This is a genomic window from Pseudomonas sp. 06C 126, from assembly GCF_001855215.1.
GTDB classification, from domain to species: Bacteria; Pseudomonadota; Gammaproteobacteria; order Pseudomonadales; family Pseudomonadaceae; genus Aquipseudomonas; species Aquipseudomonas proteolytica.
On record NZ_MIFU01000077.1, the window covers coordinates 37,023 to 63,746 of the forward strand.

Sequence of the window (26,724 nt, forward strand, 5' to 3'; positions counted from 1 at the left end):
CTTGGTTGATTCTGTAGGGGGTTGAGTTTGCACTGGAGGTAGTTTGGGAAGCGTATGGTGCCTTGCTTGGCGATTTCCTACAGGGGCTTCCGATACTTGAAGTTGGGCTAAGAGGCGCCCACCCATAGTTGGGATAAAAACCACGTCACATTTTGTATAAAATCCCGGCAAGCCGCCTGAATTCAGCGTATGTTTCACCGCAAAATCTTGTAGGGCGATTCCGCCCACTACTTAAAGGGAGTTAAGCATGGGTTTGCTTCGTGTCGCTTCGGCGATGTCTTTGTGTGCGCTGGCGTTTGCCGTCCAGGCCGAGCAGTTGCCGATTGAAGTGCTCAGTGCGGTGGTCAAGGACCAGAAAATCGCCGACGCCGAAGTCTTGCTGCAACGCAACGGCGCGCAGAACGTGGTGGGGCGCACCAACGCCCAGGGTCAAGTCACCCTCACCAGCGAAGTGGCCGATGGCGCCGACAACCTGCTGATCATCAAGAAGCCTGGCTACTCCAACCTGGTGGTCAAGTGCCCGTGCAAAGGCATGACCTACGCCATCAGCCCGGTGATGGAAAACCTCGACGGCCTGCGTGTGGTGCTGACCTGGGGGCAATCGCCTTCGGACCTTGACTCCCACATGATCTTCCCTGGCAACAATATCTACTTCAACAGCAAGACCGGCACCGACGCCGAGCTGGATGTGGATGACACCGACAGCTACGGCCCGGAAACCATCACCCTGCAGAAAAAACACTACGGCGAAAGCTATGTGTACGCCGTGCATGACTTCTCCAACCGCACCAACACCGGCTCTACGGCGCTGTCCGAGAGCCAGGCCAAGGTGTTTGTGTACATGGGCCAGTCCCTGGTGCGCACCTACTACGTGCCGACCAATCGTACCGGCAACTTGTGGACGGTGTTCCGCATGACCGGCAGCGGCGACTTCCAGGACATCAATACCTTCACCGGCGTGCTGGTCGAAGCCAAGGACGTGCTCAACGAAGTCAAACCGCTGCTCAACGACAGCGTTGCGGTTGATGCCGTGGTGGTCAGTTCTGCTGTCCAGGGTGATGCGAAAAAACTGAACCTCAAAGGCGAAGCTGCCTACCAGGCCGGTAACCTGGACCAGGCAATTGACTACTTCCGCCAGGCGATCGAACTGGATAACTCGTTCGGCAAAGCCTACGGCAACCTCGGCCTGGCTTATCAGAAAGCCGGCAACACCGCAGAGTCGATCTGGGCCAACCGCAAGGCCATCGCTTTGGCCAGCGGCCCGACCGCCGCTACCGTGCGTGCCGGGTCCTACTACAACATCGCGCGGATCTACGAAGCAGCCGGGCAGTTTGCCGATGCGCTGCGTCACTACCAGTTGGCCAAGGAGCAGAAGGCCAACCCGGTGTATGACAAAGCCATTGAGCGTGTGCAAAACCGCTGATCGAGCTGTAACGACGCTGTAAAAAATGTGGGAGCGGGCTTGCCCGCGAATGCGTAGTGTCAGTCACTGAATGTGTATCTGATACACCGCATTCGCGAGCAAGCCCGTTCCCACATTGGTTTTTGAGTGTTTGCCGGATTGCCGACTGGGCCTCCTGGCCTGTGTATCATCCTGTCTCTCTTTTCCTCGCGACCTTTCTCGAACCGCTGAAAATACCGGGCTATGTTTTAGGTCTGTTCAGCGGTCAATGGAGTGACAGCTTATGCACGACACCCTCCAGCAGGTCTTTGGTTATCCCCAGTTTCGCCCAGGCCAGGAGGCCGCTGTCAGCGCCGTGCTGGCCGGTCGGTCGGCGGCGGCGATCTTTCCCACCGGTTCCGGAAAATCCCTCTGTTATCAGCTCTCAGCCGTATTGCTGCCGCACCTGACGCTGGTGGTGTCGCCGCTATTGGCGTTGATGCAGGACCAATTGGGCTTTTTACAGCGTCATGGTATTTCGGCCGGCAGCATCGATTCGGCGCAAAGTCGCGAGGAGGCCAATGACGTCATGGCCCGTGCCCGCTCCGGTGAGCTGAAAATCCTGATGATTTCCGTGGAGCGCTTGAAGAACGAGCGCTTTCGCAACTTTTTGCACAGCGTTTCGATTTCGTTACTCGTGGTAGACGAGGCGCACTGTATTTCCGAGTGGGGCCACAACTTCCGCCCGGACTACCTGAAGCTCCCCGACTACCAGCGCCAGTTCAAGATTCCCCAGGCGCTGCTGTTGACGGCCACCGCGACGCCCAAGGTGATTGCGGATATGCAGGCCAAGTTCGCCATCGCCCCCGCGGATGTGATCACCACGGGCTTCTACCGGCCCAACCTCAACCTGTGGGTAGAGCCGGTCAGTGGCGTGGACAAGCGCCGGCGCCTGGTGGAGTGGATGGGTGAGCGGGCCAACCAGCCGAGCATCGTCTATGTCACTTTGCAGAAAACCGCCGAGCATATCGCCGAGCACCTGAACCGCCACGGCATCCAGGCCGAGGCCTATCACGCAGGTTTGCCCCATGATCAACGCGAGGGCATTCAGCGCCGGTTTATGGGGGGGCAGTCCAATTGCATCGTCGCCACCATTGCCTTCGGCATGGGCATCGACAAGAGCGATATCCGCAACGTGGTGCACTTCGACCTGCCCAAGTCCATCGAGAACTACAGCCAGGAAATCGGGCGCGCCGGTCGTGATGGCCAGCCTTCCGAGTGCCTGGTGCTGGCCAATCGCGACAGCCTCACAGTGCTGGAGAACTTCGTGTACGGCGATACGCCCGAGCAGGAAGGCATCCGGCTGGTGCTGGAGGAGTTGCTGGCAGCCCGGGATGACGGGCAATGGGAGTTTCTGCTGCGCTCGTTGGCAGAGCTGAGCAATATCCGTGAGCTACCGCTCAAGACCTTGCTGGTGCAACTGGAGCTCAAGGGGGTTATTGCACCGCGCTATGCGTTTTATGCCGAGTATCGCTTCAAGTACCTGGTGGAGCCGGATGTGTTGCTGGCGCGTTTTTCCGGCGAGCGACAGCAGTTTGTCGCCGCGATCATCCAGGTATGCAAAAGGGCCCGTAGCTGGGCCACTGTGGATTTCGACGCACTTTATCAACTGCACCAGGCCGAGCGTGGGCGGGTGGTCAAGGCGCTGGACTATTTCCAGGAGCAGGGGCTGATCGAGCTGGAGAGCAAGCAGATGACCGAGGTCTACAGCCTGCTCGATAGCGGGTTTGATACCCAGGCCATGAGCGCCGAGTTATACACAGGCTTCAAGCAGCACGAAGTCACGGAAGTGGCGCGGATCCATGGGATGCTGGCGCTGTTCGCCAGCGAGCGTTGCCTGGGCTTTCGGCTGGCCGAGTATTTTGGTGATGCGGATGCGCCCCGCCAGTGCGGGCATTGTTCGGTGTGCCGTGGCCAGATCGCCCATCTCCCAGCGCCACCTGGCTTGGCGCCGCTTGTGGATAAAAGCTTCCAGGGATTGTGCGCGGATTTTATCCACAGGCATCATCAGCACACCGGCAGCTTGCCGGGGGCTGAACGGTTGACGCGGTTTTTATGCGGGATCAGCGTGCCATTGTTTATCAAACTCAAGGCCCGCGGGATTCCAGGGTTTGCCGCGCTGGAAGAGTATCCGTATGCCCAGGTGCGGGATTGGGCCGGGGCCCATCTGAACGACCTGTAAATTCACTTTCACGAGACTTGCCCATGCCTGACTCAATGCCGCAGCGTGCCGATTACCGCCACTTCCAGCCGATCATTACGCGCTGGCACGACAATGACGTGTATGGCCATGTGAATAACGTCACCTATTACAGCTTCTTCGATACGGCAGTGAACACCTACCTGATCGAGCAGGGTGGGTTGGATATCCATGACGGCAAGGTGGTGGGGTTTGTGGTGAGTTCGGCGTGCGATTATTTCGCGTCGATAGCCTTTCCCGACCGTATCGATATCGGCCTGCGGGTGGGCAAGTTGGGCAACAGTTCAGTGCAGTACGAGTTGGCGGTGTTCAAGGCTGGCGAAGACGAAGCCTGCGCGGCGGGGCGGTTTGTGCATGTGTTTGTCGACCGGGCGACAAACCAGCCGGTGGCGATTGCGGGGGTGTTGCGCGAGGCTTTGCAGCGGTTAGTGATCTGACCGCGAACGCATAAACGCCACCGAAGCGAATGTGGGAGCGGGCTGGCCCGCGATGGCGGTGGATCAGTCAAGTATCCAATAACTGACCCACCGCAATCGCGGGCAAGCCCGCTCCCACACGGGGTATGCAGTGTTCTTTGGATTTTACCGGTGACGGTAGTGATGCTTGTTCTTGCGATGCCCATAGGCATGCCCACGGCCACGATGATCATCGCGGTCGTAGCGACGGTTATCGCGCCCGCGATAGCGACGGTCGTCGTCGTCGCTCTTGTTGCCCATGTAGTTGCCCAGCGCGCCGCCGGCACCACCGCCTGCTGCCGCACCGATCAGGCTACCGGTGTTGCCGCCGACACTACGACCGACCACGTTGCCGCCGGCTGCGCCCAGCGCGCCGCCAATGGCCGCTTCGCCTCGGCTGCGTTTGTCTGCGCCCACTGCGCTACCGCCGGCGCCGCCCAGGGCCGCACCAATGGCCGAACCGGTATTGCCGCCGATCTGCTGGCCGACGACTGAACCTAGAACCCCGCCCAATGCGCCGCCTACACCGGCTTCGGTGGTGCCACCGGCCATGGCTGCGCCACTGACCAGGCCAAGGGACAACAAGAGAATCGAGGAGAACTTCATAGGTGAACCTCAAGGGGATGACGGCGCGATCCTGAGGTTGTCGGAATATTCTTACAATCGAATTCCGACCAGTGGTGCAGGTTGTATACAATTAGCTAAGTTACTGTTTTAATTCGGGAACTTAAGTCGTTTTTGCCGGTCTTTAGCTACTTCGGAACGGCCGCTTTTATGCAAAAGCGGCCTTTTTTGTGCCCGTAAAGATCGTTCCCCGGCGTGGAGTCGATCAGGCGATCCTGGCCATTATCAACCCAGTCTCGCTGGCCGCTTCCAGGCGGATCGCCACGAACTTGGAGGTAGGCGTATGGCTACCGTCCCCAGTGCTTTCCAGTGGCACCAGCGGGTTGACCTCAGGGTAGTAGGCTGCCGCTTGCCCCGCCGGAATATCGAACGCCAGCAAGGTAAAGCCCTTGACCCGACGCTCGCGGCCGTCATCCCAGATCGACACGATATCGGCCTTCTGCCCTGGCTTGAAGCCCAGGCGGATGATGTCGGCTTCGTTGACGAACAGCACGTCGCGCTGGCCCTTGACCCCGCGATAGCGGTCATCCAGGCCGTAGATAGTGGTGTTGTACTGATCGTGGGAACGCATGGACTGCATGATCAGGTCGGGCAATTGGCCAGTGGCGCGGGTGCGTTCATGCACCAGGTCCTTGGGCAGGATATTGGCGCGGAAATTGGCGCGCCCTGACGGCGTGTTCCAGCGGCGTGCGCCGGCGCTGTTGCCCAGGTAGAAACCGCCTGGGTGTTGCACGCGCTCATTGAAGTCCTTGAAACCGGGAATGGTATCGGCGATCAAGTCGCGGATGCGGCGGTAGTCGGCTACCAACCAGTTCCAGTCCACCGGCTTGCTGCCCAGGGTAGCAGCGGCGATGCCGGCGAGAATCGCCGGCTCAGATTTCATCAGCTTCGACAGTGGCTGCAGCTGGCCGTTGGAGGCGTGCACCATGCTGAACGAGTCTTCTACCGTCACCGCTTGCGGGCCATCGGCCTGAATATCGATGTCGGTACGGCCCAGGCACGGCAGGATCAAGGCCTGTTTGCCGTGGGCCAGGTGGCTGCGATTGAGCTTGGTGCTGATCTGTACTGTCAGGTCGCAGTTGCTCAAGGCCTGGAAGGTGCGCGGGCTGTCGGGCGTGGCTTGGGCGAAGTTGCCGCCCAGGCCGATAAACACCTTGGCGCGGCCTTCGAGCATGGCGTGGATTGCCTCGACCACGTTATGCCCGTTGTCGCGGGGTACCTTGAACTGGAAGCGGCGCTCCAGGGCATCGAGGAAGGCCACGGGCGGCCGTTCGTTGATCCCCATGGTGCGATCGCCCTGCACGTTGCTGTGGCCGCGTACCGGGCACAGGCCGGCGCCGGGGCGGCCGATGTTGCCGCGCAGCAGCATCAGGTTGGCGATTTCCTGGATGGTCGGCACCGAGTGCCGATGTTGGGTGATGCCCATCGCCCAGCACATGATCACGTTCTTGCCTTTGGCGTACATGCGCGCCGCCTGCTCTATCTCCACCAGGCTCAGGCCGGACTGCTCGACGATTTCATCCCAAGAGGTGTCGTCGATCTTCGCCAGGTAATCCAGCACGTTGACCGTGTGTTCATTGAGGAAGTCGTGGTCGAACACCGCCTCCTTGCCTTCGGCCTGGGCCTGGCGTTCCCATAGCAGCAGAAACTTGGCCATGCCGCGCAGGATGGCCATGTCGCCACCCAGTGCTGGCCGGAAGTACGCAGTGTTGGTTGGCTTGTCGCCGTTGGTGAGCATTTCCAGCGGGTGTTGCGGGTGCTGGAAACGTTCCAGGCCACGCTCTTTGAGCGGGTTGATACAGACCACCTGGGCGCCGCGCTTCACCGCTTCGCGCAGCGGTTCGAGCATGCGTGGGTGGTTGGTGCCGGGGTTCTGGCCCCAGACGAAAATCGCGTCGGCGTGTTCAAAGTCGTCAAACGTCACCGTGCCTTTGCCCACACCCACGCTCTGCGCCAGGGCCACACCGCTGGCTTCGTGGCACATGTTCGAGCAATCCGGGAAGTTGTTGGTGCCGTAGGCGCGCACGAACAATTGATAGAGGTATGCGGCCTCATTGCTGGCGCGGCCCGAGGTATAGAACTCGGCCATATCCGGGCTTGGCAGGGCGCGCAAGTGCTGGCCGATCAGGTCGAAGGCTGACTCCCAGCTGATGGGCTTGTAACGGTCGGTCTCGGCGTCGTAGCTCATCGGCTCGGTCAGGCGGCCCTGGTATTCCAGCCAATAGTCGCTTTGTTCCAGCAGCGCGCTGACGCTGTGTTTGGCGAAGAACGCCGCGTCCACCCGGCGCTTGGTGGCTTCCCAGTTGACTGCCTTGGCGCCGTTCTCGCAGAACTTGACCATGCCGCTTTCCGGCGAGTCACCCCAGGCGCAGCCGGGGCAGTCGAAGCCGCCGTTCTGGTTGGTCTTGAGCATCATGCGGATATTTTTCAGCGCGTTGTCGCTGGTCAGCCACGCCTGCGCCACGCTGATCAGCGCACCCCAGCCGCCAGCCGGGCCTTTGTAGGGCTTGTAGCGCGGGGTTGGGGTTTGGTCGGCTTGGTGATGATTGCTCATGGCTGATACTCCATCGCAGGGCTATAGACCCGCGGCGCGCTTTTTTGCGGCAGGTGGATAAGGTTGAGGTTGTGCCGGCGTGCCCACTGCAGGGCCAGGCCGGTGGGCGACGACAGGCTGACCAGGGTCTGGATGCCCGCGCGCAGGACTTTCTGGATTAATTCGAGGCTGCAACGGCTGGTGACAATTGCCACGCCGCCTGCCGTCGGGATGTGCTGACGGACCAAGGCGCCGATCAGTTTGTCGAGGGCGTTATGCCGGCCGATATCTTCGCGGCCCAGCAGCAGCTCACCCTGGTTATTCATGAATACCGCCGCATGCACCGCGCCGCTGTATTGGCCCAATGGCTGAAAGGCGCTGATGCGCTGGCGCAAGCCCTCCAGCCACGCGGCAGGCGGCAATGGTGCGCCCGGCAACACCTTGAGGTGCGGCAGCGCTTGCTCCAGCGCTTCCACCCCGCACAGGCCGCAGCCGCTGGTGCCAGCCAGTTGCCGGCGCTGTTGCTTGAGGTTCCAGAAGGCGCGGCTGGAGATCTGTACCTGAGCGTATTGGGCCGAGCCTGTGCCGCTCAGTTGCAGGTCGTAGATATCGCTGATGTCGCTGATGATGCCGCTGCCCAGGCTGAAGCCGACGATAAAGTCTTCAAGGTCGGTGGGCGTCACCAGCATCACGGCCTGGCTGATGTCGTTATAGGCAATCGCCAACGCGACTTCCTCGGCCAGCGCGGTGCTGTCCGATTGCGTGCGGTCGAGGTTGCAATACTGATAACTCTGGCTGGCGGCGGGCGCGGGCGTTGTCAGGGCGGGCGCCGCGCGTGCTGGGCGCTGGGCGTTCATGAAGTCTAGTCACCGGCGAAGTGTTCAGAGTGAAGACTAGGCGCGACAAAGGGTCGCGTCTAATCGTCAGTACTGATCTGCCGATAGATGACGTCGATCAAGGTTCCAGCAGCGATTACTGATAAAGCGCAAAACACGCCTCGGCCAGCGCCGAACGCGGCGCACTGCGACGCATGATCAGCCCCAGCTTGGCCAGGGTTTGCGCGTTTTCGATGGGTTGCAGCCGCAGGTGCTCGGTCAGGGCATCAAGGCCGCCGTCCAGGGGCATCACCGCACAACACAGCCCGCCGTGCACGGCCTGCAGCAACTGATGGACGGCATCGGTTTGCAGCAAGGGTTGGGGGGTCAGGCCGCGGCTGTGGAAGTTGTGGTCGATGGACTGGCGAAAGTGCATGCCGCTGGTAAGCATGCCCAGAGGCAGTTCGATCAGCGCCTCCCAGCTCAAGGGCTTTTCGCCAAAACTGAAAAACCGTTGGTCGTACAGCAGGCCCATGCGGGTTTCGTCCAGGGCCAGGGAGTCAAAGCGCTCGGCGTCCAGGCGCTCGAGGTAGGACACGCCCAAATCCAGGCGATTGCTCGCCAGTTGTTCGAGGATCTGCTCGGAACTCAGGGCCGATAGCTCAAAGCGCAGGCTGGGGTGCTGCCTGTGCAGTTGTTGCATCAAGGCCAGCGGATCGAAGCTCGACAACGGCACCACCCCCAGGCGCAGTGTCCCCACCAGGTTGCCGCGGCAGGCTGCCGCCTCGGCCTGCAGGCCGTCATAGGCTGCCAGTACCGTACGCGCCCAGGCCAGCACCCGCTCGCCGGGGGCGGTAAAACCCTCGAAACGCTGGCCGCGATTGACCAGCGGTAGCTCCAGTTCTTCTTCCAGGCTGCGCAGGCGCATCGACAGGGTCGGCTGGGTAATGTGGCAGCGCGCGGCCGCCTGGCCGAAGTGACGGGTTTCGTCGAGGGCGATGAGGAATTTCAGCTGTTTGATGTCCATCTTCGCTCCGGGCTCTTATTCCAATGGCGGGGGGATTCTAGCGCGTTTGCGTCATTGGTCGGACTGGAACCAAGGTCTGTAAGACTGGTCTAGTCTTTGGCATCTGGAAACCCAATCCCAAGGAGAGCGCACGTATGAGTATTTTTAGTTTTGTTAAGGAAGCAGGCGAAAAGCTGATTGATCTGTTGACGCCGGGTAATGCGAACGCGAGTGATGAACTGAAGAAGCACATTGAAGCCGTCGGGCTGGGCAATCCGAATGTGACGGCTACTGTTGATGGTGACAAAGTCACGATCACCGGTGAGGTTTCCAGTCAGGAAGAGAAGGAAAAAATTCTGCTGGCTGCAGGTAACATCGCAGGCGTCTCCAGTGTGGATGATCAGATTACCGTCACCGGGCCTGCGGTCACCGCAGCTCGCTTTGTTGTCGTGGAGAAAGGCGACACATTGAGCGCGATCTCTCTGAAGGTCTATGGCAACGCCAATCAGTACAACAAAATCTTCGAGGCCAACAAGCCAATGCTCAAGGATGTGAACAAAATCTACCCAGGGCAGACACTGCGTATTCCTGAGTAAGCTTGTCCCCTTGTAGGAGCGAGCTTGCTCGCGAAGGTCGTTAACGATAACGCGGACATCCTGAATGAAAGCGCTGTCCAGACGTTTTTCGCGAGCAAGCTCGCTCCTACAACGATAATTCTGAAATCAATTCCCGGTAATCCTCGACCGCATCGAACTCCGCCGTATCCTTCGGCCCCTTGCGGCTGTCCGGCTGTTTGACCGCCAGCAAATGCCCCACGCCAAAATCCCGCGCACTGCGCAGAATCGGCAAGGTGTCGTCGATAAACAGGCTACGCGCCGGGTCGAAGTCGATATCCGCCTGCAATGCGTCCCAGAACTGCGGGTTTTCCTTGGCAAACCCATAGTCGTGGGAACTGATCAGTCGCTCGAAATACGGCGCCAGCTCAATGCGTTCCAGCTTCAACGACAGCGAGTCGCGGTGGGCATTGGTGATCAGGATCACGCGTTTGCCGGCTTGTTTGATCGCCGCCAGGAAGGTGTCGGCATCCGGGCGCAGGGCGATCAAGTGGGCGGTTTCCAGCTTGAGTTCGCGCACCGGGATCTTCAGTTCGGCGCTCCAGAAATCCAGGCAATACCATTGCAACTGGCCGGCGTTACGCTCGAACAGCGGTTGCAACTCCATCTCGGCCATGGCCTGGCTCACCCCGTGCAGTTCTGCATAGCGCCGGGGCAGGTGTTCCATCCAGAAGTGGTTGTCGAAATGCAGGTCGAGCAAGGTGCCGTCCATGTCCAGCAGGACGGTGTCGATATCGGACCAGGGCAATGGAGGCATGGTGGGGTCTCAAGCAGGTAAGTAAATATATCCGACACAGACAATCGGAAAAGCCACGGTATAGTAACCCGATCACGCCAAGGAGCCCTTTATGCGCCAGAAACCCACCGTCCTCGCCCGCGAAATTGTCGCCAGTAGTCGTTTGTTCCGCGTGGAGCAAGTGCAGTTGCGCTTCTCCAATGGCGTTGAGCGGACCTACGAGCGCCTGGTGGGCCGTGGCGCAGGGTATGGCGCGGTGATGATCGTGGCGATGATCGACGCTGACCACGCGCTGCTGGTGGAAGAATACTGCGGCGGCACGGATGAGTATGAACTGTCCTTGCCCAAGGGCCTGATCGAACCGGGCGAAGACGTGCTGGCGGCGGCAGACCGTGAACTCAAGGAAGAGGCGGGCTATGGCGCACGGCAGTTGGAACACTTGACCGAACTGTCCCTGTCCCCAGGCTATATGAGCCAGAAAATCCAGGTGGTGCTGGCCACCGAGCTTTACGAAGAGCGCCTGGAGGGTGACGAGCCCGAGCCGATGCGCGTGGACCGGGTCAACCTGCGCGAGCTTGCACAGCTGGCGCAGCACGCGCAGTTCAGCGAAGGCCGTGCCCTGGCCGCGTTGTATCTGGTGCGTGACCTGCTGACCCAGCGCGGAGCCTACCAGCCATGAGTGAATTGTTCCTCGGCCACGCCTACATTGCCCCGGTGATCGAACTGGCCCGCCAGGCCGGCGAGGTGATCCTGCCGTATTGGCGCGCCGATGTGGCCGTGACGGCCAAGGCGGATGATTCGCCGGTCACCGCCGCCGACCTGGCCGCCCATCACCTGATTCTCGCCGGTCTCACCGCGCTGGACCCGAGCATCCCGGTGCTGTCGGAAGAAGACGCCGATATCGACCAGAGCGTGCGTGCCGGTTGGCAGCGCTGGTGGCTGGTAGACCCACTGGATGGCACCAAGGAATTTATCAGTGGCAGTGAGGAATTTACCGTCAACATCGCCTTGATCGAACACGGGCGTGTGGTGTTTGGTGTGGTTTCCATGCCCACCAGTGGCCGCTGCTACTTCGGTGGCGCCGGGCTTGGGGCGTGGCGCTCCGACGTGAATGCCGCGCCCCGGCAGATCCAGGTGCGGCAGAAGCCCGCCGCCGGCGAGGCGTTCACCGTAGTCGCCAGCCGTCGCCATACCAGCCCCGAACAAGAGCGCTTGCTCGACGGCTTGAGCGAAGGGCTGGGGGAGTTGAAGCTGGCCAATATCGGCAGCTCCTTGAAATTCTGCCTGTTGGCCGAAGGCAGCGCCGATTGCTATCCGCGCCTGGCACCGACCTCGCAGTGGGACACCGCCGCTGCCCAGGGCGTGCTGGAGGGCGCTGGCGGCGAAGTGCTGGAGTTGAATGGCCAGCGGTTCAGCTACCCGGCGCGGGCGTCGCTGTTGAACCCGTTCTTCCTGGCCTTGCCGGCCAAGGCCGCCTGGCGCGAGCGCTTGCTGGCGCTGGCCCGATCTTGACTGTGGCTGGGGTTTAGTCTGTTGTGGGAGCCGGGCTTGCCCGCGATGCAGGCGCCTCGGTTTTTCAGATAAGCCGAGGTGATGCTATCGCAGGCAAGCCAGCTCCCACACAAGCCAGCTCCCACACACAATCTGGCTCTCACTTGGGGTTTAGCGGTGCAGGACGTACTGCCCGGTAAACACCACCGCCGGCGCTTCACTGCCTTCATTCACAATCCATGTCTGCAACGCCAGCCGCGCCCGGCCATGACGTTGGTAGGTCGCCAAAAAACGCTTCCATACCTTGTCCTCCGGGGCCTGGCAAATCGCCGTGGCGTCCTGGGTGACAGGCAACGGGTAGCTGATCTGCCCTTCCTGGATCACGATATGCCCGTCTTCAACCCCTTCCTCGCGCAATTGCAGGTGCAGCCAGCCCCAACCCGCGAGTACGGCGCCGCAGTACAGGCTGCCGCCAAACATGGTGCTCTTGTGGTTGATATTGGCTTGCAACGGTAAGTGCAGGCGCAGTTGCCGGTCCTGCCAGTCGAGCACCTTGAGGCCCATCTCCCGGGTCAGGGGGATGTCATGGTGCAGAATCGATTCCAGGTAACGGCTATCGCGGCTCATGGCGGTCTCTTGGCGGGTGGGAAAGGTCATTCGTCATCGGCGTGGGCGTTGCCGCTGTCGGCAAAGCTCAACCCATGTTTGCGCAGCTTGTCATGCAAGGTCTTGCGTGGCACCCCGAGGGCTTCGGCCAGGCTGCGCACGGAGCTGTGGGGGCGGCCGAGTTCGGCGGCGATCAAGGCTTTTTCAAAGTGCTCGACTTGCTCGCTCAAGCCCCCGGTAGACATCGGTACGCCGGGCGCCGGGCCGTCGGGTGTGCTGTCCAGGGCCAGTTCCAGGCCGAGGGCGAAGCGTTCGGCGACGTTTTGCAGCTCCCGCACGTTGCCCGGCCAGTTATGGCGCAACAGCATTGCCCGTTGGCCGGGTTGCAATTCATGCAGCGGCAAGCCATGGCGGCTACTGGCCTCGTCGGCAAAGTGCTGGAACAGCATCAAGGCATCTTCGCCACGCTCACGCAGGGGCGGAATGCGCAACGGCGCGACGTTCAGGCGGTAGTACAAGTCTGCACGGAAGCGCCCCTGGTCGGCGGACTGGCGCAGGTCTTCCTTGGTGGCGGCGATGATGCGGATATCCAGCGGGATCTGCTGATTACCCCCCAGGCGCTCGACCACACGTTCCTGCAACAGGCGCAGCAACTTGACCTGCACATCCAGGCTCATGCTCTCGATTTCATCAAGGAACAACGTGCCGCCGTTGGCAAACTCGAACTTGCCGATCCGCCGCTTCTGCGCCCCGGTAAACGCCCCCGGCTCATGGCCGAACAGTTCGCTTTCCACCACGGATTCGGCCAGCGCCCCGGCGTTGATGGCAACGAAGGGCCCGGTGCGACGGTTCGACAGGTCGTGCAGGGCGCGTGCCACCACTTCCTTGCCGGCGCCGGTTTCACCGAGGATCAGCACATCGGCGCGGGTCGCCGCCAGCGCGCCAATCTGCTCGCGCAGGCGCAGCATCGGCGCCGACTGGCCCACCAAACGGGTGCTCAGTTGCTGGCGATCACTCAGGGCCAGGCGCAGGCTGCGGTTGTCCAGCACCAGCCGGCGCACGGCCAGGGCGCGGCGTACGCTGTCGAGCAGGGCGTCGCTGGCAAAGGGTTTCTCGAGGAAGTCATAGGCGCCGGCGCGCATCGCCTGCACCGCCAGTGGCACATCGCCGTGGCCGGTGATCAGCAGCACCGGCAGCTCCGGGTCCTGGCCGTGAAGTTCGGCGAGCAGCTCCAGGCCATCCATGCCGGGCATGCGAATGTCGCTGACCACCACTCCCGGCCAGTCGCGCGACAGCTGCGCCGTAAGGCCAGTGGCTTCGCCAAGGGGCAGGACCTTCAGCCCGGCCAGGTCCAGGGTCTGGCACAGGGCCTGACGCAGGTGTGGATCATCGTCGATCAACACCACCTGAATCTGGTTATCGATACTCATACACTGCGGTCCTCGGACGGTTGCAGACTGACGCCAGGTGCTCCGGCGCGCAGTTTCAAGGTTATCAGTGCGCCGCCTTCCTTGTGGTTGGCAAACAACAGTTCGCCACCAAAGGCACGCATCAGGGTGTCACAGATGGCCAAGCCCAACCCCAGGCCCTGGGTGCGGGTCTTGGTGGTGTAGAAGGGCTCGCCGGCGCGCCCCAGGGCTTCCATGCAGAACCCCGGCCCGTTGTCGCGGATGTACAGGTTGACGCCTTGATCGGTGGATTCGGCACTCAGCCACAGTTTGCGCGGCGGGCCCTTTTCGGTCAGGGCGTCCAGGGCGTTGGCCAGCAGATTGCCCAGTACCTGGCGCAGGCGCGTTTCCCCGGCTTCTACCCACAGGGATGCCTCTGGCAAATCGCGGATCAGTTCCACTTCCATGGCCCGCCGGCGCTTGGCCAGCAACGCCAGCGCGTCGTCCAGGGCCGGTTGCAGGGCCACGCTTTCCGGGGCATGCCGGTCGCGGCGGGCAAAGGCGCGCAAGTGGGCGATGATCGAGGCCATGCGCCCGGTCAGTTCGCTGATCAACTTGAGGTTGCCCCGGGCGTCATCGGTGCGCTGGTGGTCGAGGAGAATCCCGGCGTTTTCCGCGTAACTGCGGATGGCCGCCAGGGGTTGGTTGAGCTCATGGCTGATGCTCGCCGACATGGTACCCAGCGCCGACAGTTTGCCGGCTTGCACCAGGTCATCCTGGGCGCGTACCAGCTCCTGCTGGGCATTTTCCCGCTCCAGTACTTCCTGGCGTAGGCGGCGGTTGAGGCCTTCGAGGTCGCTGGTCCGCTCAGCCACGCGCATTTCCAGCTCGCGCCGGGCCTTGGCTTCAAAGGCGATGCGTTCCAGGTAATGACGCCGGCGCTGCATCATCAGGCCGAGCAGCAGCATCAGCACCAGCAAGGTCGCGCCGCCGACCGCGACTACCGTGCGCACGGGGCGGTCGATCAGGGTGCGGGGGGCAAGGATTTCCACATTCCAGCCGGTTTCGGCGATTTCGGTGGATTGACGCAGCCAGGCGCTGGAGCTGAAATTCAGGGGCTGCGGATCGCGGGTCGGGTAGGGCTGGATCGCGATGATGGCCTGGCGCTCGGCCTCGGTCAGTGGCCGGGTGGTGCGAAAACGCCATTGTGGGCGCGAGGTCAGGATCACCACGCCGTTGTGGTCAGTCACCAGCAGTTGTTCGGGGGTCTGGCCCCACAGGCTTTCGGTGTGGTCCAGGTCAACCTTGACCACCAGCACGCCGATCACATGTTCGTCTTCTCGCACCGCAGCGGCAAAGAAGTACCCGCGCTTGGCCGACGTGGTCCCCAGGCCGAAGAAGCGGCCCAGGCGCCCGGCCATGGCTTCGCTGAAATAAGGCCGAAAGGAAAAGTTGCGGCCGACGAAGCTGTCCTGTTTGTCCCAGTTCGAGGCGGCCAGGGTCTTGCCGCGGGTGTCCATCAGGTACATCACTTCCACGCCCGCCTGGGCCGCCACCTGCTTGAGCAATTGGTTGGCGGCCACCAGGTTGGTGCTGACCTGGGGCGCTGCCAGGGCGGTGCGCAGGGCCGGCAGGTCGCCGAGGATCTGTGGCAACACTTCGTAGCGGTGCAGGGTGCCCAGCAGGTTGGCGACGTACAGGTCGAGGGTCTGGCGGTTCTGCCCGGCCAGCTCGCTGCGGTAGTAACGCTCGGCCAGATGCTCCAACGGCCACAGCAGTGGCGCCAGGCACAATGCCAGCAAGGCCAGGCTGCGCCAGCGGGGTCTGCGTGGAAGGGGTGGAGTCATGTAAGTCTGCGCCTGTGGGTACAGGCGCATTATGCCTAGTGCTGCTGTGCAAGACACTCGCGCAATGCTTCGCGCCACTGCGGTTGGCTAACTTGCCATTGTTGTTGCAGGCGGCTGCAATCGAGGCGCGAGTTCAACGGGCGCTTGGCGGGCGTTGGGTACTCGCTGGCAGGAATCCCTTCAAGCGCGGCGCAGGCCTTGCCTTCGGCCAGCAATTGCTCGCCGATGGCCTGGGCAAAGCCGAACCACGAGGTCTCGCCCTGGGCCGTCAGGTGATACACGCCCCACTCGCCGGCTTGGCCAGCCTGCCAGCGCTCGATCAGTGCGCGGGTGCTGTCGGCGATGGTCCCGGCCCAGGTCGGTGCGCCGATCTGGTCGGCGACGATGCGCATGTGGGGTTTTTCCTGGAGCAGGCGCTGCATGGTCAGCAGGAAATTCTTGCCATGGCTCGAATACACCCAACTGGTGCGCAGGATCAGGTACTGACCACCCACTGCCGCGATGGCCTGTTCGCCCGCCAGTTTACTCGCGCCGTAGACGCCCAGCGGGTTGGGCACATCGTCTTCGGTGTAGGGCGCAGGCTTGCTGCCGTCGAACACGTAGTCGGTGGAGTAGTGGATCAGCGGGATGCCCAGGGCCTTGGCTTCTTCGGCCAGGACACCGGGCGCGGTGGCATTGATCGCGAAGGCGATGTCGGGCTCGTTCTCGGCCTGGTCGACAGCGGTATGCGCCGCCGCGTTGATGATCAGCCCGGGACGATGGCTACGGACCTGTTGGCGGATCTGTTCGGGGTTGGCCAGGTCGAGCTGGTCGCGACCGAGCACCACCAGTTCGCCCAGGCCCTGCAGCCGCTGTTGCAGTTCGCGGGAAACCTGGCCGTGTTGGCCGGTGATGAGGATTTTCAAGGGTGTACCGTTCACATTCATTTGGTTTCCCCGGCGAGGGTGAACAGGTACTGGCCATAACCAGTTTTGCCGAAGTATTTGGCCCGTTCGAGCAGGTGGTCGCGGTCGATCCAGCCGTTCTCGTAGGCGATTTCTTCCAGGCAAGCCACTTTCAGGCCCTGGCGATGCTCGATGGTCTGAACATAGATCGAGGCTTCCAGGAGGCTGTCATGGGTGCCGGTATCGAGCCAGGCGAACCCACGCCCGAAACGCTCGACATGCAGATCGCCACGCTTGAGGTAGGCATTGTTGACGTCAGTGATCTCCAGTTCGCCGCGTGGCGATGGCTGGACGGCCTTGGCGATCTTGACCACATCGTTGTCATAGAAGTACAGGCCGGTCACAGCATAGCTGGACTTCGGCTTGGCAGGTTTTTCTTCGATACAAAGCGCGCGGCCTTCACCGTCGAAATCAATCACGCCGAAACGCTCCGGATCTTTGACCCAGTAGCCGAATACCGTAGCGCCGGATGGACGCTTGGCAGCGGTGCGCAGTTGTTCGCCGAAGTGCTGGCCGTGGAAGATGTTGTCGCCCAGGATCAGGCATACCGGATCATTCCCGATGAATTCTTCCCCGATCAGGAAGGCTTGCGCCAACCCATCGGGAGAGGGTTGCTCCGCATAGCTGATCTGCACGCCGAACTGGCTGCCATCGCCCAGCAGATTGCGGTACTGCGGCAAGTCCACCGGCGTGGAAATCACGAGGATCTCTTTGATTCCGGCCAACATCAGCACGGAAATCGGGTAGTAGATCATCGGTTTGTCGTACACCGGCAGCAACTGCTTGGAAACCCCCAGGGTAATGGGGTGCAGACGCGTCCCGGAGCCGCCGGCCAGTACGATTCCCTTCATCATGCAATCAAGTCCTTCGCGTCGGTGCTGCCGAGGCGTTCGCCCTGATAACTGCCGTCCTGGACCCGACGGCACCACTCCAGGTTATCCAAGTACCACTGCACGGTCTTGCGCAGGCCGGTTTCGAAGGTTTCTTCAGGAACCCAGCCCAATTCGCGCTCGATCTTGCTGGCATCGATGGCGTAGCGCTGGTCGTGGCCGGGGCGATCCTTGACGAAGGTGATCAGGTCGGTGAACTGGGCAACGCCGGCCGGGCGCTGGGGCGCCAGCTCTTCGAGCAGTGCACAGATGCCACGGACTACGTCGATATTCTTCTGCTCGTTGTGCCCGCCGATATTGTAGGTCTCGCCCACCACACCTTCGGTGACCACTTTGAGCAGCGCCCGGGCGTGGTCTTCGACAAACAACCAATCGCGTACTTGCAGGCCGTCGCCGTACACCGGCAGAGCCTTGCCCGCCAAGGCATTGAGGATCACCAGCGGGATCAGCTTCTCGGGGAAGTGGAACGGCCCGTAGTTGTTCGAACAGTTGGTCAGCAGCACTGGCAAGCCGTAAGTGCGCTGCCAGGCGCGGACCAGGTGGTCGGACGCTGCCTTGCTCGCGGAGTAGGGCGAGCTTGGCGCGTAAGGCGTGGTTTCGGTGAACAGATCATCCACGCCATGCAGGTCGCCATACACTTCGTCGGTGGAGATGTGATGGAAGCGGAAGGCGCTCTTGGCCGGCTCTGCCAACTGTTGCCAGTAGGCGCGAGTGGCTTCCAGCAGGCTGTAGGTGCCGACGATGTTGGTCTGGATAAAGTCCGACGGGCCGTCGATGGAGCGGTCGACATGGGACTCGGCTGCCAGGTGCATGATGGCCTGAGGCTGAAAGCGTGCCAGCACTGCGCTGACGGTGGCCTGGTCGATGATATCGGCCTGGACGAATTCATAGCGGGTATTGCTCGCAATGCTGGTCAGCGACTCAAGATTGCCGGCGTAGGTCAGTTTGTCGAGGTTGAGAACTTCATGTTCAGTGTTTTGAATCAAATGGCGGATCAGTGCTGAACCGATAAAACCGGCACCACCGGTAACAAGAATACGCATGTCGAGAGGCCTTTCCTTAGACGGAAATTGAGCGAATGGGGCATAGCTTGCGGGCTTGCCATGGGCGGTGCAAGAGGCGGTGGTCAGATTGGCCCGGCTTGCGTGCTCAAAGAAGACAATCACAATGGGTTAGGGTTGCATCAAACCTATCAACAATGGCGATATAAGCGCCGGACAAAAAACCAGGGGCCGTCACATGTTGCTCGATACATTGATCCACCGCGCCAGTTTGCCGTGCCCGCAGGTCGGGCCGCAGCAGGCTTTGCAGTTGCTGGAGCAGCATTACGGCCTCAGTGGCACGCTGCAGTCCCTGGGCAGCCAGCAAGACCTCAATTACCGCGTCGACAGTGACCGTGGCCGCTTCGTCCTGAAAATCTGCCGTGGCGAGTATGCCGCCATGGAGCTGCACGCCCAGCATGCGGCCCTGGCGCACTTGCAATCCGAGGTGCGGGTGCCAGAGGTCATCAGGGCCCTCGACGGCGAGCAACTGCTGACCGTGACGGTCGCCGGGCAAACCCTGCATGTGCGTTTGCTGGACTATATCGAAGGCCAGCCGCTGACCCACCTGCCGCACCTGGGCCGTGAGGTGATCGAAGGTTTTGGCCGGCTGTGCGGGCAGATGAGCCAGGCGTTGGCCGGCTTCACCCATGCGGGCCTTGCGCGCACGCTGCAGTGGGACCCGCGCCATGCCGGGGAGTTGATCAGCCATTTGTTGTCGACACTCGACAACCTGCCGCACCGCGCGGCCCTGGAACGGGTCGCCGCACAGGTCGAGCAGCGCATCCGGCCCCTGGCCGATCAATTGCCCTGGCAAGCCGTGCATATGGATATCACCGACGACAATGTGGTCTGGCAGCGCGATGCCCAGCGGCATTGGCAGGTGCAGGGGGTCATCGATTTCGGCGACCTGGTGCACACCTGGCGGATTGCCGATCTGTCGGTGACCTGCGCCGCGTTACTGCACCACGCCGAGGGCGACCCGTTCGCGATCCTGCCGGCGATCCAGGCCTGTCACGCCCTGACGCCCCTGCAGCCGCAAGAATTGCAGGCGCTGTGGCCGCTGATCGTGGCCCGCGCGGCGGTGTTGGTGTTGAGCAGTGAACAGCAGCAGCGCCTGGACCCGGATAACACCTACCTGTTGAAGAATGCCGAGCACGAGTGGGAAATCTTCCAGGTAGCCACCTCGGTGCCATTTGAGTTGATGGAGTCGGCGATCCTGGCTTGCGTCGGTGCTACCCCGTCGTTCACGGCCAGCGAAGACTTTGCCCCGCTGCTGCCGGGCCTGGTGGGACGCGAGTTCGCGCTGGTCGACCTGGGCGTGCTCAGCCCGCATTTTGAAGCAGGTAATTGGGAAGCCCCTGGCATCGATCAGCAACTATTGCAGCAAGCGGCGGCGGCCCATGGCTTGGCGGCCAGCCGCTATGGCCAATATCGCCTGTCCCGCACACGCCCCGATTGCGCGGTCGAACCCGATACCCTTGCGCTGCATGTGGAACTGCATGCGCCTGCGGGTACGGTCGTACAAGCGCCGTTTGCCGGCACCCTGCGGCGCACGGCCGATGGCGGCCTGTGTCTGCACAGTGCGCAACTGAATATATGGCTGTGGGGGGTTGAACCTACGTTGCAAGCCGGTGCCGCGGTGCTCAAGGGCCAGGTCCTGGGTGAGGCTGGCGGGCTATTGGCGGTGCAACTGTGCCGCGTCGACCTTGAGCCACCGTTGTTCTGCACGCCATCGCGCGCTGCGGCATGGCAGGCGTTGTGCCCGTCCCCTGCGACGTTGCTGGGTCTTGCCTGCGACGCCGAGCCGGAGCTGGATCCACACGCCTTGCTGGCCCGGCGCGATGCCAGCTTTGCGCGCTCGCAGAAGCACTATTACGTTGACCCACCGCGCATCGAACGCGGTTGGCGCAACCATCTGATCGACATGCAGGGCCGTTCGTATCTGGACATGCTAAACAATGTCGCGGTGCTGGGCCACGGCCATCCGCGCATGGCACAGGTGGCGGCGCGGCAGTGGTCGTTGCTCAACACCAACTCGCGTTTTCATTACGCCGCGATTGCCGAGTTTTCCGAGCGGCTGTTGGCGCTGGCCCCGGATTGCATGGACCGGGTGTTCCTGGTCAACAGTGGCACCGAAGCCAACGACCTGGCGATCCGCCTGGCCTGGGCCTACAGCGGCGGGCGCGACATGCTCAGCGTGCTGGAGGCTTATCACGGGTGGTCGGTGGCGGCCGATGCGGTGTCCACTTCGATTGCCGACAACCCCCAGGCCTTGAGCAGCCGGCCAGACTGGGTGCATCCGGTGACCGCGCCCAATACCTATCGTGGCCAATTCCGTGGCCCGCACAGTGCGCCGGATTATGTGCGCAGCGTCGAGCACAACCTGGCGAAGATCGCGGCCAGCCAGCGCCAACTGGCGGGTTTTATCTGCGAGCCGGTGTATGGCAATGCCGGCGGTATTTCCTTGCCGCCGGGCTACCTGCAGCAGGTGTACGCCCTCGTCCGCGCCCAGGGTGGGGTGTGTATTGCCGATGAAGTGCAGGTCGGCTACGGACGCATGGGCCATTTCTTCTGGGGTTTTGAAGAGCAGGGCGTGGTGCCGGACATCATCACCATGGCCAAGGGCATGGGCAACGGCCAGCCCCTGGGCGCGGTGATTACCCGCCGGGAAATCGCCGAAGCGCTGGAGGCCGAAGGGTATTTCTTCTCGTCCTCAGGCGGCAGCCCGGTCAGTTGCCGGATTGGCCTGGCGGTGCTGGATGTGATGGAGCAAGAAAAACTCTGGGAAAACGCCCAGGTGGTCGGCGCGCATTTCAAGGCGCGGCTGCAAGCGTTGATCGAGCGTCATCCCCTGGTGGGAGCGGTGCATGGCTCGGGCTTCTATCTGGGGTTGGAGTTGGTGCGGGATCGGCAGACGCTGGAACCGGCCACCGAGGAGACCGCGCGGTTGTGCGATCGTCTACGTGAACTGGGGATTTTCATGCAACCGACCGGGGACTATCTGAATATCCTCAAGATCAAGCCGCCGATGGTCACGTCTAAACGCAGTGTGGATTTCTTTGTCGACATGTTGTCGAAGGTGCTGGATGAAGGGTTGTAACCCCTTCAATAAATTGAATGTGTGCGGGCTTGCCCGCGATGGCAGAGTGTCAGTCGATACATGGGTTGACTGATACACCGCTATCGCGGGCAAGCCCGCTCCCACAGGTGGTTGGGTTTCCATTTTAAAAGCCGATTGTTATCGGGAATATTTTGCTTTTTTTCGATGGATGGAGATCTGCAAGCTTTAAAAGCCGATTTTTATCCGCTATAAAGTCGCCCAGCATTCCCCTTTCTGTCATCGGCCCCGGTTATCCTGGCCGCTGACCACCGCCCAGGAGATGATTCATGAGCCGTATCGTTACCGTCGCCGCTACCCAGATGGCTTGTTCCTGGGACCTCGAAGCCAATATCGAGACCGCTGAGAAGCTGGTCCGTGAGGCCGCCGCCAAAGGCGCGCAGATCATCCTGATCCAGGAACTGTTCGAAAGCCCTTACTTCTGCCAGAAGCCAAACCCGGACTATCTGCAACTGGCAACCCCGGTTGCAGAAAACGTGGCCATCAAGCACTTCCAGAAAATCGCCAAGGAACTGCAAGTCGTCCTGCCGATCAGCTTTTTCGAGCTGGCCGGCCGTGCGCGTTTCAACAGCATCGCGATCATCGATGCCGACGGCTCCAACCTCGGGATTTATCGTAAAAGCCACATCCCGGATGGCCCTGGCTACCACGAAAAGTACTACTTCAACCCGGGCGATACCGGCTTCAAAGTGTGGAACACCCGCTACGCAAAAATCGGCGTGGGCATCTGCTGGGACCAGTGGTTCCCGGAATGCGCCCGCAGCATGGCATTGCAAGGCGCGGAAATCCTGTTCTACCCGACCGCCATCGGCAGCGAGCCGCACGACAAGACCATCTCCTCGCGCGACCACTGGCAGCGTGTGCAACAAGGCCATGCCGGTGCCAACCTGATGCCGCTGATCGCCAGCAACCGCATCGGCAACGAAGAGCAGGACGGCTACGACATTACCTTCTACGGCTCGTCGTTCATTGCCAACCAGTTCGGTGAGAAGGTCGAAGAACTCAACGAAACCGAAGAAGGCATCCTGGTGCACAGCTTTGACCTCGATGAACTGGAGCACATCCGCAGCGCGTGGGGCTCGTTCCGTGATCGCCGGCCGAACCTGTACGGCGCGCTCAAGACCCTCGACGGTTCCCTGGAGTCCTGATCGCCATGACCACTTTGCACAGCACGCCTCGCGCTGACGGCTTCTATATGCCAGCCGAGTGGGCACCCCAGACCCAGGCCTGGATGATCTGGCCCGAGCGCCCGGACAACTGGCGCCTGGGCGGCAAACCGGCACAGGCGGCCCATGTGGCGGTGGCCAAGGCCATTGCGCGCTTTGAGCCGGTGACGGTCGCGGTTTCGGCCGCCCAGTACGAAAACGCCCGGGCGCGCCTGGATGTGCCGAATATTCGCGTGGTGGAGATGTCCAGCGACGACGCGTGGGTACGCGACAGCGGGCCGACCTTCGTGATCAATGACCAGGGTGAAGTCCGTGGCGTGAATTGGGACTTCAATGCCTGGGGCGGGTTTGACGGTGGCTTGTATGCGCCGTGGAACCGCGACTCCCAGGTGGGCGGCAAGATCCTGGAGATCGAGCGCAGCCCGCGTTATCGCACTGAGGGGTTTGTGCTCGAAGGCGGGTCGATTCACGTCGATGGCGAAGGCACGCTGATCACCACCGAGGAATGCCTGCTCAACCGCAATCGCAACCCGCATCTGGGCCGTGAAGAAATCGAAGCGGTCCTCAGCGCCAACCTGGCGGTGGATAAAATCATCTGGTTGCCCGACGGTCTGTTCAACGACGAAACCGACGGCCATGTGGATAACTTCTGCTGCTACGTGCGCCCGGGTGAAGTGCTGCTGGCCTGGACTGACGACCCGCAAGACCCGAACTATGCGCGCTGCCATGCTGCCATGGACGTGCTGCAAAACAGCACTGACGCCAAGGGCCGCGCATTTATTGTGCATAAAATGCCGATCCCGGGGCCGCTGTACGCCACTGAGGAAGAATGCGCCGGGGTCGACCCGGTGGACGGTTCCCAGGAGCGTAATCCGACCGTGCGCTTGGCCGGTTCCTACGTCAACTTCCTGATCGTCAACGGCGGCATTATTGCGCCGAGTTTTGATGATCCGCTGGACAGCCGTGCCCAGGAAATCCTCCAGGGGCTGTTCCCGCAACATGAAGTGGTGATGGTGCCCGGCCGTGAACTGTTACTGGGTGGCGGCAATATCCACTGCCTGACCCAGCAACAGCCCGCACCGCACAAAAACTGAGTGCAGTTGTAACAGGCAATTTCGCCGTACGGCGACTGATCGCCGCTAGTTGCACCGAGCAGTAACAGCAAGCCCATGGCCCGTGAGGGTCGTGGGCTTTTTTATGCCTGGCGCCAGATAAACCGGGCTTATTGGCACAGCTCTTGTATCGACGCTGTGACAGTGATCGGGGTTTGTGACTGCGCAGTTCTGTCATAAACCTTGAGTAAGTTAGCCGCTCAAGCAGTAGGAGAGAGCGCTGAAATGAACGCCGATATCAACCTGGTCTATAAACGCGCGTCCCATCCCCTGGCAGTGCGGGGCGACGCGATTCACGCGCTGGCACTCTGGTTGAAGGCAAACGGCTCGCGCCGGATCAGGCAGGCTGATTCGCGCAGGGTGATGAGTGAGCGTTACCCGGTGGGATTGTTCAGCGAGGATGAAGTGCAGGTGCTGTGCGACTTGATCCAGGACTGACGGACGCTGATATCCAAATGTGGGAGAGGGCTTGCCCGCGATAGCAGTGTGTCAGTTGATGCATATGTGACTGATACACCGCTATCGCGGGCAAGCCCGCTCCCACAGGAACTGCATGTGGGTTAGAAGTTGTACGTCCCCGTCACCACTAGGCTACGCGGGTCGCCAAACTGGATCTGGTTGGCGCTGGTCGCCGACGCGTAGTACGTCTTGTCGCTGATGTTGTTCAGCGCCGCCTTCACATCCCATTCCTTGTGCCGGAAGCCCGCCAGGGCGTCCCAGCGGCCATAGCCGGGCAGCATCACGGTATTGGCGTTATCGGCATAACGATCGCCCACCAGGGTCAGGCCGGTTTCGGCGTACCAGCCCATCTCGGGTTTCCAGGTCACGAACAGGCTGGCGTTGCGCTTGGCCACGTCGCTGATGCGCTTGCCTTCAAAGCCGTTGTTGTCTTTCACCACCTTGGCGTCCTGTACGCCGACGCCGCCGCGCACATACCAGTTGCCGACGATTTTGCCGGTGGTGGTCAGCTCGATACCGCGGGAGCGTTGCATGCCGCTGAGCAGGGTGATCAGCGGGTTCTCCGGGTCACGGGTGCGGCGGTTGTACAGTTCCAGTTCATACACGGCGAGGGTGGTGCTCAGGCGGTCGTCGAGCCAGTCGCTCTTGACCCCGATTTCTTTTTGCTTGGTCAGCTCGGGGCTCAGGTCGTTGGCATTGCCCGGCGCTTTCGGGGTGATGCCGATCAGGCCGCCGCCGGTGGGGGAAAACGTCTTGCTCCACGACGCGTAGAACGAATGGTTCTCCACCGGCGTCCACACCACGCCCAGCCGTGGGCTGGTGTTGTGGCTGTCGACGGGTTGCCGGATATGGGTGATCTTATTGGTGGTTTCTACTTCAAAACGGTCGTAGCGCAAACCGGCGAGGACTTGCCACTGATCGTTCAGGCGCAGTTGGTCCTGCACATACAGCCCCTGGCTTTCGACTTCGGTGTGGTTGTTGCTGGAGATCCTCATCGGCCCGGTATGGCTCAGGTGCCGGTTGGGGTGGTTCAGATCAAGGCCGGGCACTGTTGCCGTTACCGCGCTGTACAGCTTCGGATCACGGCGCTGGCTGCCCAATTCCACACCGCTCAGCAGGCGATGCTCCAGGCCAAAGGTGTTGAAGCCGCCTTCGAGCTCGACGTTATTGAATATGTTGCGCGTCCTCAGGTCCTGCTGCCAGCGCTGGCGCCCGACGGTGTTGGTCTTGGGGTCGTAGCCGGTCAGGTAGGTGTTGTCGAAGTCACTGTCGAGCTTGAACACGCCCAGGGTGTGGCGCAGTTGCCAACTGTCGTTGAGTTCATAGGCGAGCTTGGAGCGCAGGGATTGGGTGGTGTCGTCGATGTAGTCGCGCGGGTCGCCGTAGGTGGTGTCGCGGCTCACATCGGCCGGGCGTCCACGCACGCCAGGGATGCCACGGTCCGGGGTGCGGTCGTAGCGGCTGTATTCGTATTGCACCAGCCAGTTCAGTTGCGGGGTCAGTTGCCAGCTTATCGACGGCGCGAACAGTTTGCGGTTGCCGCTGATATCGTCGCGGAAACTGTCGGTGTCCTCGTTACCCATGTTCAGGCGCAGGCTGATGTTCTCGCTAGGGTCGGCGCTCAAGTCGGTGTACAGGCTGCGCAACCCGTTGGTGCCGCCCTGGGCCTCGATACTGGAAGCACGCCCGGCCTGGGGCAGCTTGCTGACGCGGTTGACGATCCCACCCTGGCCGCCACGCCCGTACAACACTGCGGCGGGGCCCTTGAGCACGTCGATGCGCTCGATATTGTGCAGGTCGCGCACGTACTGGCTGTCGTCACGGATGCCATCGAGGTAGAAGTCGCTGCTGGCCTCGAAGCCGCGGATGCGCAAACTGTCGAAGCGCGTATCGGCGCCGCTGCTGACGTTGGGTATACCGCTCAAGGCCTGGCCCAGGTCGTTGGTGCCGTAGGCGCGCAGGTTCTCGGTCTTTACCGAATCAATCGCCTGGGGCACGTAGCGTACCGGCGTATTGGTACGCGTGGCGGTGTTGGAGTCTTTGACGCGAGGGTCGTCCTCGTCCGCTTCGGCGCTGATCGAGGTGGCGGGCAGTGTGGTTGCGGCGCAGGCAAATCCGGCGCACAGCAGTGCAGAAAGCCCAAGGGTCATGGGCGTCAGGCGTGGGGCAGGCATCTAGGGGCGCATCCGTAAGAGGGAGGGAAAATAACGCGCGAATGATAATGCTTGCTATTTGC

22 protein-coding genes are annotated in these 26,724 nt (G+C 61.6%); 10 read left to right on the top strand and 12 right to left on the bottom strand.

Annotation, left to right across the window (positions count from 1 at the left end; genetic code table 11):
* Positions 1-247 precede the first annotated feature (247 nt).
* The 3 genes from BHC62_RS10825 (at position 248) to BHC62_RS10835 (ending at position 4,078) form a co-directional block, all read left to right on the top strand.
* On the top strand, positions 248-1,423 hold the full coding sequence (locus tag BHC62_RS10825) for a tetratricopeptide repeat protein (protein WP_029299795.1): 1,176 nt from the start codon (positions 248-250) through the stop codon (positions 1,421-1,423).
* Between the two features lie 262 nt (positions 1,424-1,685).
* Complete coding sequence (locus tag BHC62_RS10830; RefSeq protein WP_070995018.1) at positions 1,686-3,623, top strand: ATP-dependent DNA helicase RecQ; 1,938 nt, start codon at positions 1,686-1,688, stop codon at positions 3,621-3,623.
* A 23-nt stretch (positions 3,624-3,646) separates the two neighbouring features.
* Positions 3,647-4,078, top strand: a complete 432-nt coding sequence (locus BHC62_RS10835) for a thioesterase family protein (protein WP_070995019.1) — start codon at positions 3,647-3,649, stop codon at positions 4,076-4,078.
* Between the two features lie 144 nt (positions 4,079-4,222).
* On the opposite strand, the gene BHC62_RS10840 is transcribed toward BHC62_RS10835, so the two are convergent.
* The 4 genes from BHC62_RS10840 to BHC62_RS10855 form a co-directional block, all read right to left on the bottom strand.
* Complete coding sequence (locus BHC62_RS10840; RefSeq protein ID WP_029299799.1) at positions 4,223-4,702, bottom strand: glycine zipper domain-containing protein; 480 nt, start codon at positions 4,700-4,702, stop codon at positions 4,223-4,225.
* Positions 4,703-4,925: 223 nt separating this feature from the next.
* Positions 4,926-7,274 carry an FdhF/YdeP family oxidoreductase gene (locus tag BHC62_RS10845; RefSeq protein WP_070995020.1) on the bottom strand — a complete coding sequence of 783 codons (2,349 nt, stop codon included), beginning with the start codon at positions 7,272-7,274 and terminating at the stop codon, positions 4,926-4,928.
* The gene (gene fdhD, locus BHC62_RS10850; protein WP_070995021.1) at positions 7,271-8,110 is read right to left on the bottom strand and encodes a formate dehydrogenase accessory sulfurtransferase FdhD; all 840 of its coding nucleotides are present in this window, start codon (positions 8,108-8,110) and stop codon (positions 7,271-7,273) included. The genes BHC62_RS10845 and fdhD overlap by 4 nt, the downstream gene beginning before the upstream one ends.
* A 115-nt stretch (positions 8,111-8,225) precedes the next feature.
* Complete coding sequence (locus tag BHC62_RS10855; protein WP_029299805.1) at positions 8,226-9,095, bottom strand: LysR family transcriptional regulator; 870 nt, start codon at positions 9,093-9,095, stop codon at positions 8,226-8,228.
* 134 nt (positions 9,096-9,229) lie between these two features.
* Between BHC62_RS10855 and lysM the strand changes: the two genes are divergently transcribed.
* Positions 9,230-9,670, top strand: coding sequence for a peptidoglycan-binding protein LysM (gene lysM, locus BHC62_RS10860; protein WP_070995022.1), 441 nt, complete (start codon positions 9,230-9,232; stop codon positions 9,668-9,670).
* A gap of 106 nt (positions 9,671-9,776) precedes the next feature.
* Here the strand turns inward: lysM and yrfG are convergent, their stop codons facing one another.
* Positions 9,777-10,445: a GMP/IMP nucleotidase gene (gene yrfG, locus BHC62_RS10865; protein ID WP_070995023.1), complete on the bottom strand. Its 669-nt coding sequence runs from the start codon at positions 10,443-10,445 to the stop codon at positions 9,777-9,779.
* 91 nt (positions 10,446-10,536) lie between these two features.
* On the opposite strand from yrfG, the gene nudE reads away from it, so the two are divergent.
* A complete protein-coding gene (nudE, locus tag BHC62_RS10870; RefSeq protein ID WP_029299809.1) occupies positions 10,537-11,103 on the top strand; it encodes an ADP compounds hydrolase NudE in 567 nt (188 codons plus the stop codon).
* Positions 11,100-11,936 (top strand): 3'(2'),5'-bisphosphate nucleotidase CysQ, encoded by an 837-nt coding sequence (gene cysQ, locus BHC62_RS10875; RefSeq protein WP_029299811.1) that lies wholly within the window; start codon positions 11,100-11,102, stop codon positions 11,934-11,936. The genes nudE and cysQ overlap by 4 nt, the downstream gene beginning before the upstream one ends.
* A 150-nt stretch (positions 11,937-12,086) precedes the next feature.
* Here cysQ and BHC62_RS10880 read toward each other — a convergent pair whose 3' ends face one another.
* The 6 genes from BHC62_RS10880 to rfbB are packed head-to-tail and all read right to left on the bottom strand — an operon-like array spanning position 12,087 to position 18,633.
* Complete coding sequence (locus BHC62_RS10880; protein ID WP_029299813.1) at positions 12,087-12,542, bottom strand: YiiD C-terminal domain-containing protein; 456 nt, start codon at positions 12,540-12,542, stop codon at positions 12,087-12,089.
* 26 nt (positions 12,543-12,568) lie between these two features.
* Positions 12,569-13,951 (bottom strand): sigma-54 dependent transcriptional regulator, encoded by a 1,383-nt coding sequence (locus tag BHC62_RS10885; RefSeq protein ID WP_070995024.1) that lies wholly within the window; start codon positions 13,949-13,951, stop codon positions 12,569-12,571.
* Positions 13,948-15,756, bottom strand: coding sequence for an ATP-binding protein (locus BHC62_RS10890; RefSeq protein ID WP_070995049.1), 1,809 nt, complete (start codon positions 15,754-15,756; stop codon positions 13,948-13,950). Before BHC62_RS10890 ends, BHC62_RS10885 begins: the two co-directional genes overlap by 4 nt.
* Positions 15,757-15,791: 35 nt before the next feature.
* Positions 15,792-16,682 carry a dTDP-4-dehydrorhamnose reductase gene (gene rfbD / locus BHC62_RS10895; RefSeq protein ID WP_070995025.1) on the bottom strand — a complete coding sequence of 297 codons (891 nt, stop codon included), beginning with the start codon at positions 16,680-16,682 and terminating at the stop codon, positions 15,792-15,794.
* Positions 16,679-17,554 carry a glucose-1-phosphate thymidylyltransferase RfbA gene (gene rfbA / locus BHC62_RS10900; protein WP_070995026.1) on the bottom strand — a complete coding sequence of 292 codons (876 nt, stop codon included), beginning with the start codon at positions 17,552-17,554 and terminating at the stop codon, positions 16,679-16,681. Before rfbA ends, rfbD begins: the two co-directional genes overlap by 4 nt.
* The gene (gene rfbB / locus BHC62_RS10905) at positions 17,551-18,633 is read right to left on the bottom strand and encodes a dTDP-glucose 4,6-dehydratase (protein WP_070995027.1); all 1,083 of its coding nucleotides are present in this window, start codon (positions 18,631-18,633) and stop codon (positions 17,551-17,553) included. The genes rfbA and rfbB overlap by 4 nt, the downstream gene beginning before the upstream one ends.
* 196 nt (positions 18,634-18,829) lie before the next feature.
* On the opposite strand from rfbB, the gene BHC62_RS10910 reads away from it, so the two are divergent.
* The 4 genes from BHC62_RS10910 (at position 18,830) to BHC62_RS10925 (ending at position 24,467) form a co-directional block, all read left to right on the top strand.
* On the top strand, positions 18,830-21,733 hold the full coding sequence (locus BHC62_RS10910) for an aminotransferase (RefSeq protein ID WP_070995028.1): 2,904 nt from the start codon (positions 18,830-18,832) through the stop codon (positions 21,731-21,733).
* Between the two features lie 287 nt (positions 21,734-22,020).
* Positions 22,021-22,899: an N-carbamoylputrescine amidase gene (aguB, locus tag BHC62_RS10915; RefSeq protein ID WP_029299828.1), complete on the top strand. Its 879-nt coding sequence runs from the start codon at positions 22,021-22,023 to the stop codon at positions 22,897-22,899.
* A gap of 5 nt (positions 22,900-22,904) precedes the next feature.
* Positions 22,905-24,011 carry an agmatine deiminase gene (gene aguA, locus BHC62_RS10920; protein WP_070995029.1) on the top strand — a complete coding sequence of 369 codons (1,107 nt, stop codon included), beginning with the start codon at positions 22,905-22,907 and terminating at the stop codon, positions 24,009-24,011.
* A 243-nt stretch (positions 24,012-24,254) separates the two neighbouring features.
* Complete coding sequence (locus BHC62_RS10925) at positions 24,255-24,467, top strand: hypothetical protein (RefSeq protein ID WP_029299831.1); 213 nt, start codon at positions 24,255-24,257, stop codon at positions 24,465-24,467.
* A gap of 122 nt (positions 24,468-24,589) precedes the next feature.
* Here the strand turns inward: BHC62_RS10925 and BHC62_RS10930 are convergent, their stop codons facing one another.
* Positions 24,590-26,662 carry a TonB-dependent siderophore receptor gene (locus BHC62_RS10930; protein WP_070995030.1) on the bottom strand — a complete coding sequence of 691 codons (2,073 nt, stop codon included), beginning with the start codon at positions 26,660-26,662 and terminating at the stop codon, positions 24,590-24,592.
* Positions 26,663-26,724 lie beyond the last annotated feature (62 nt).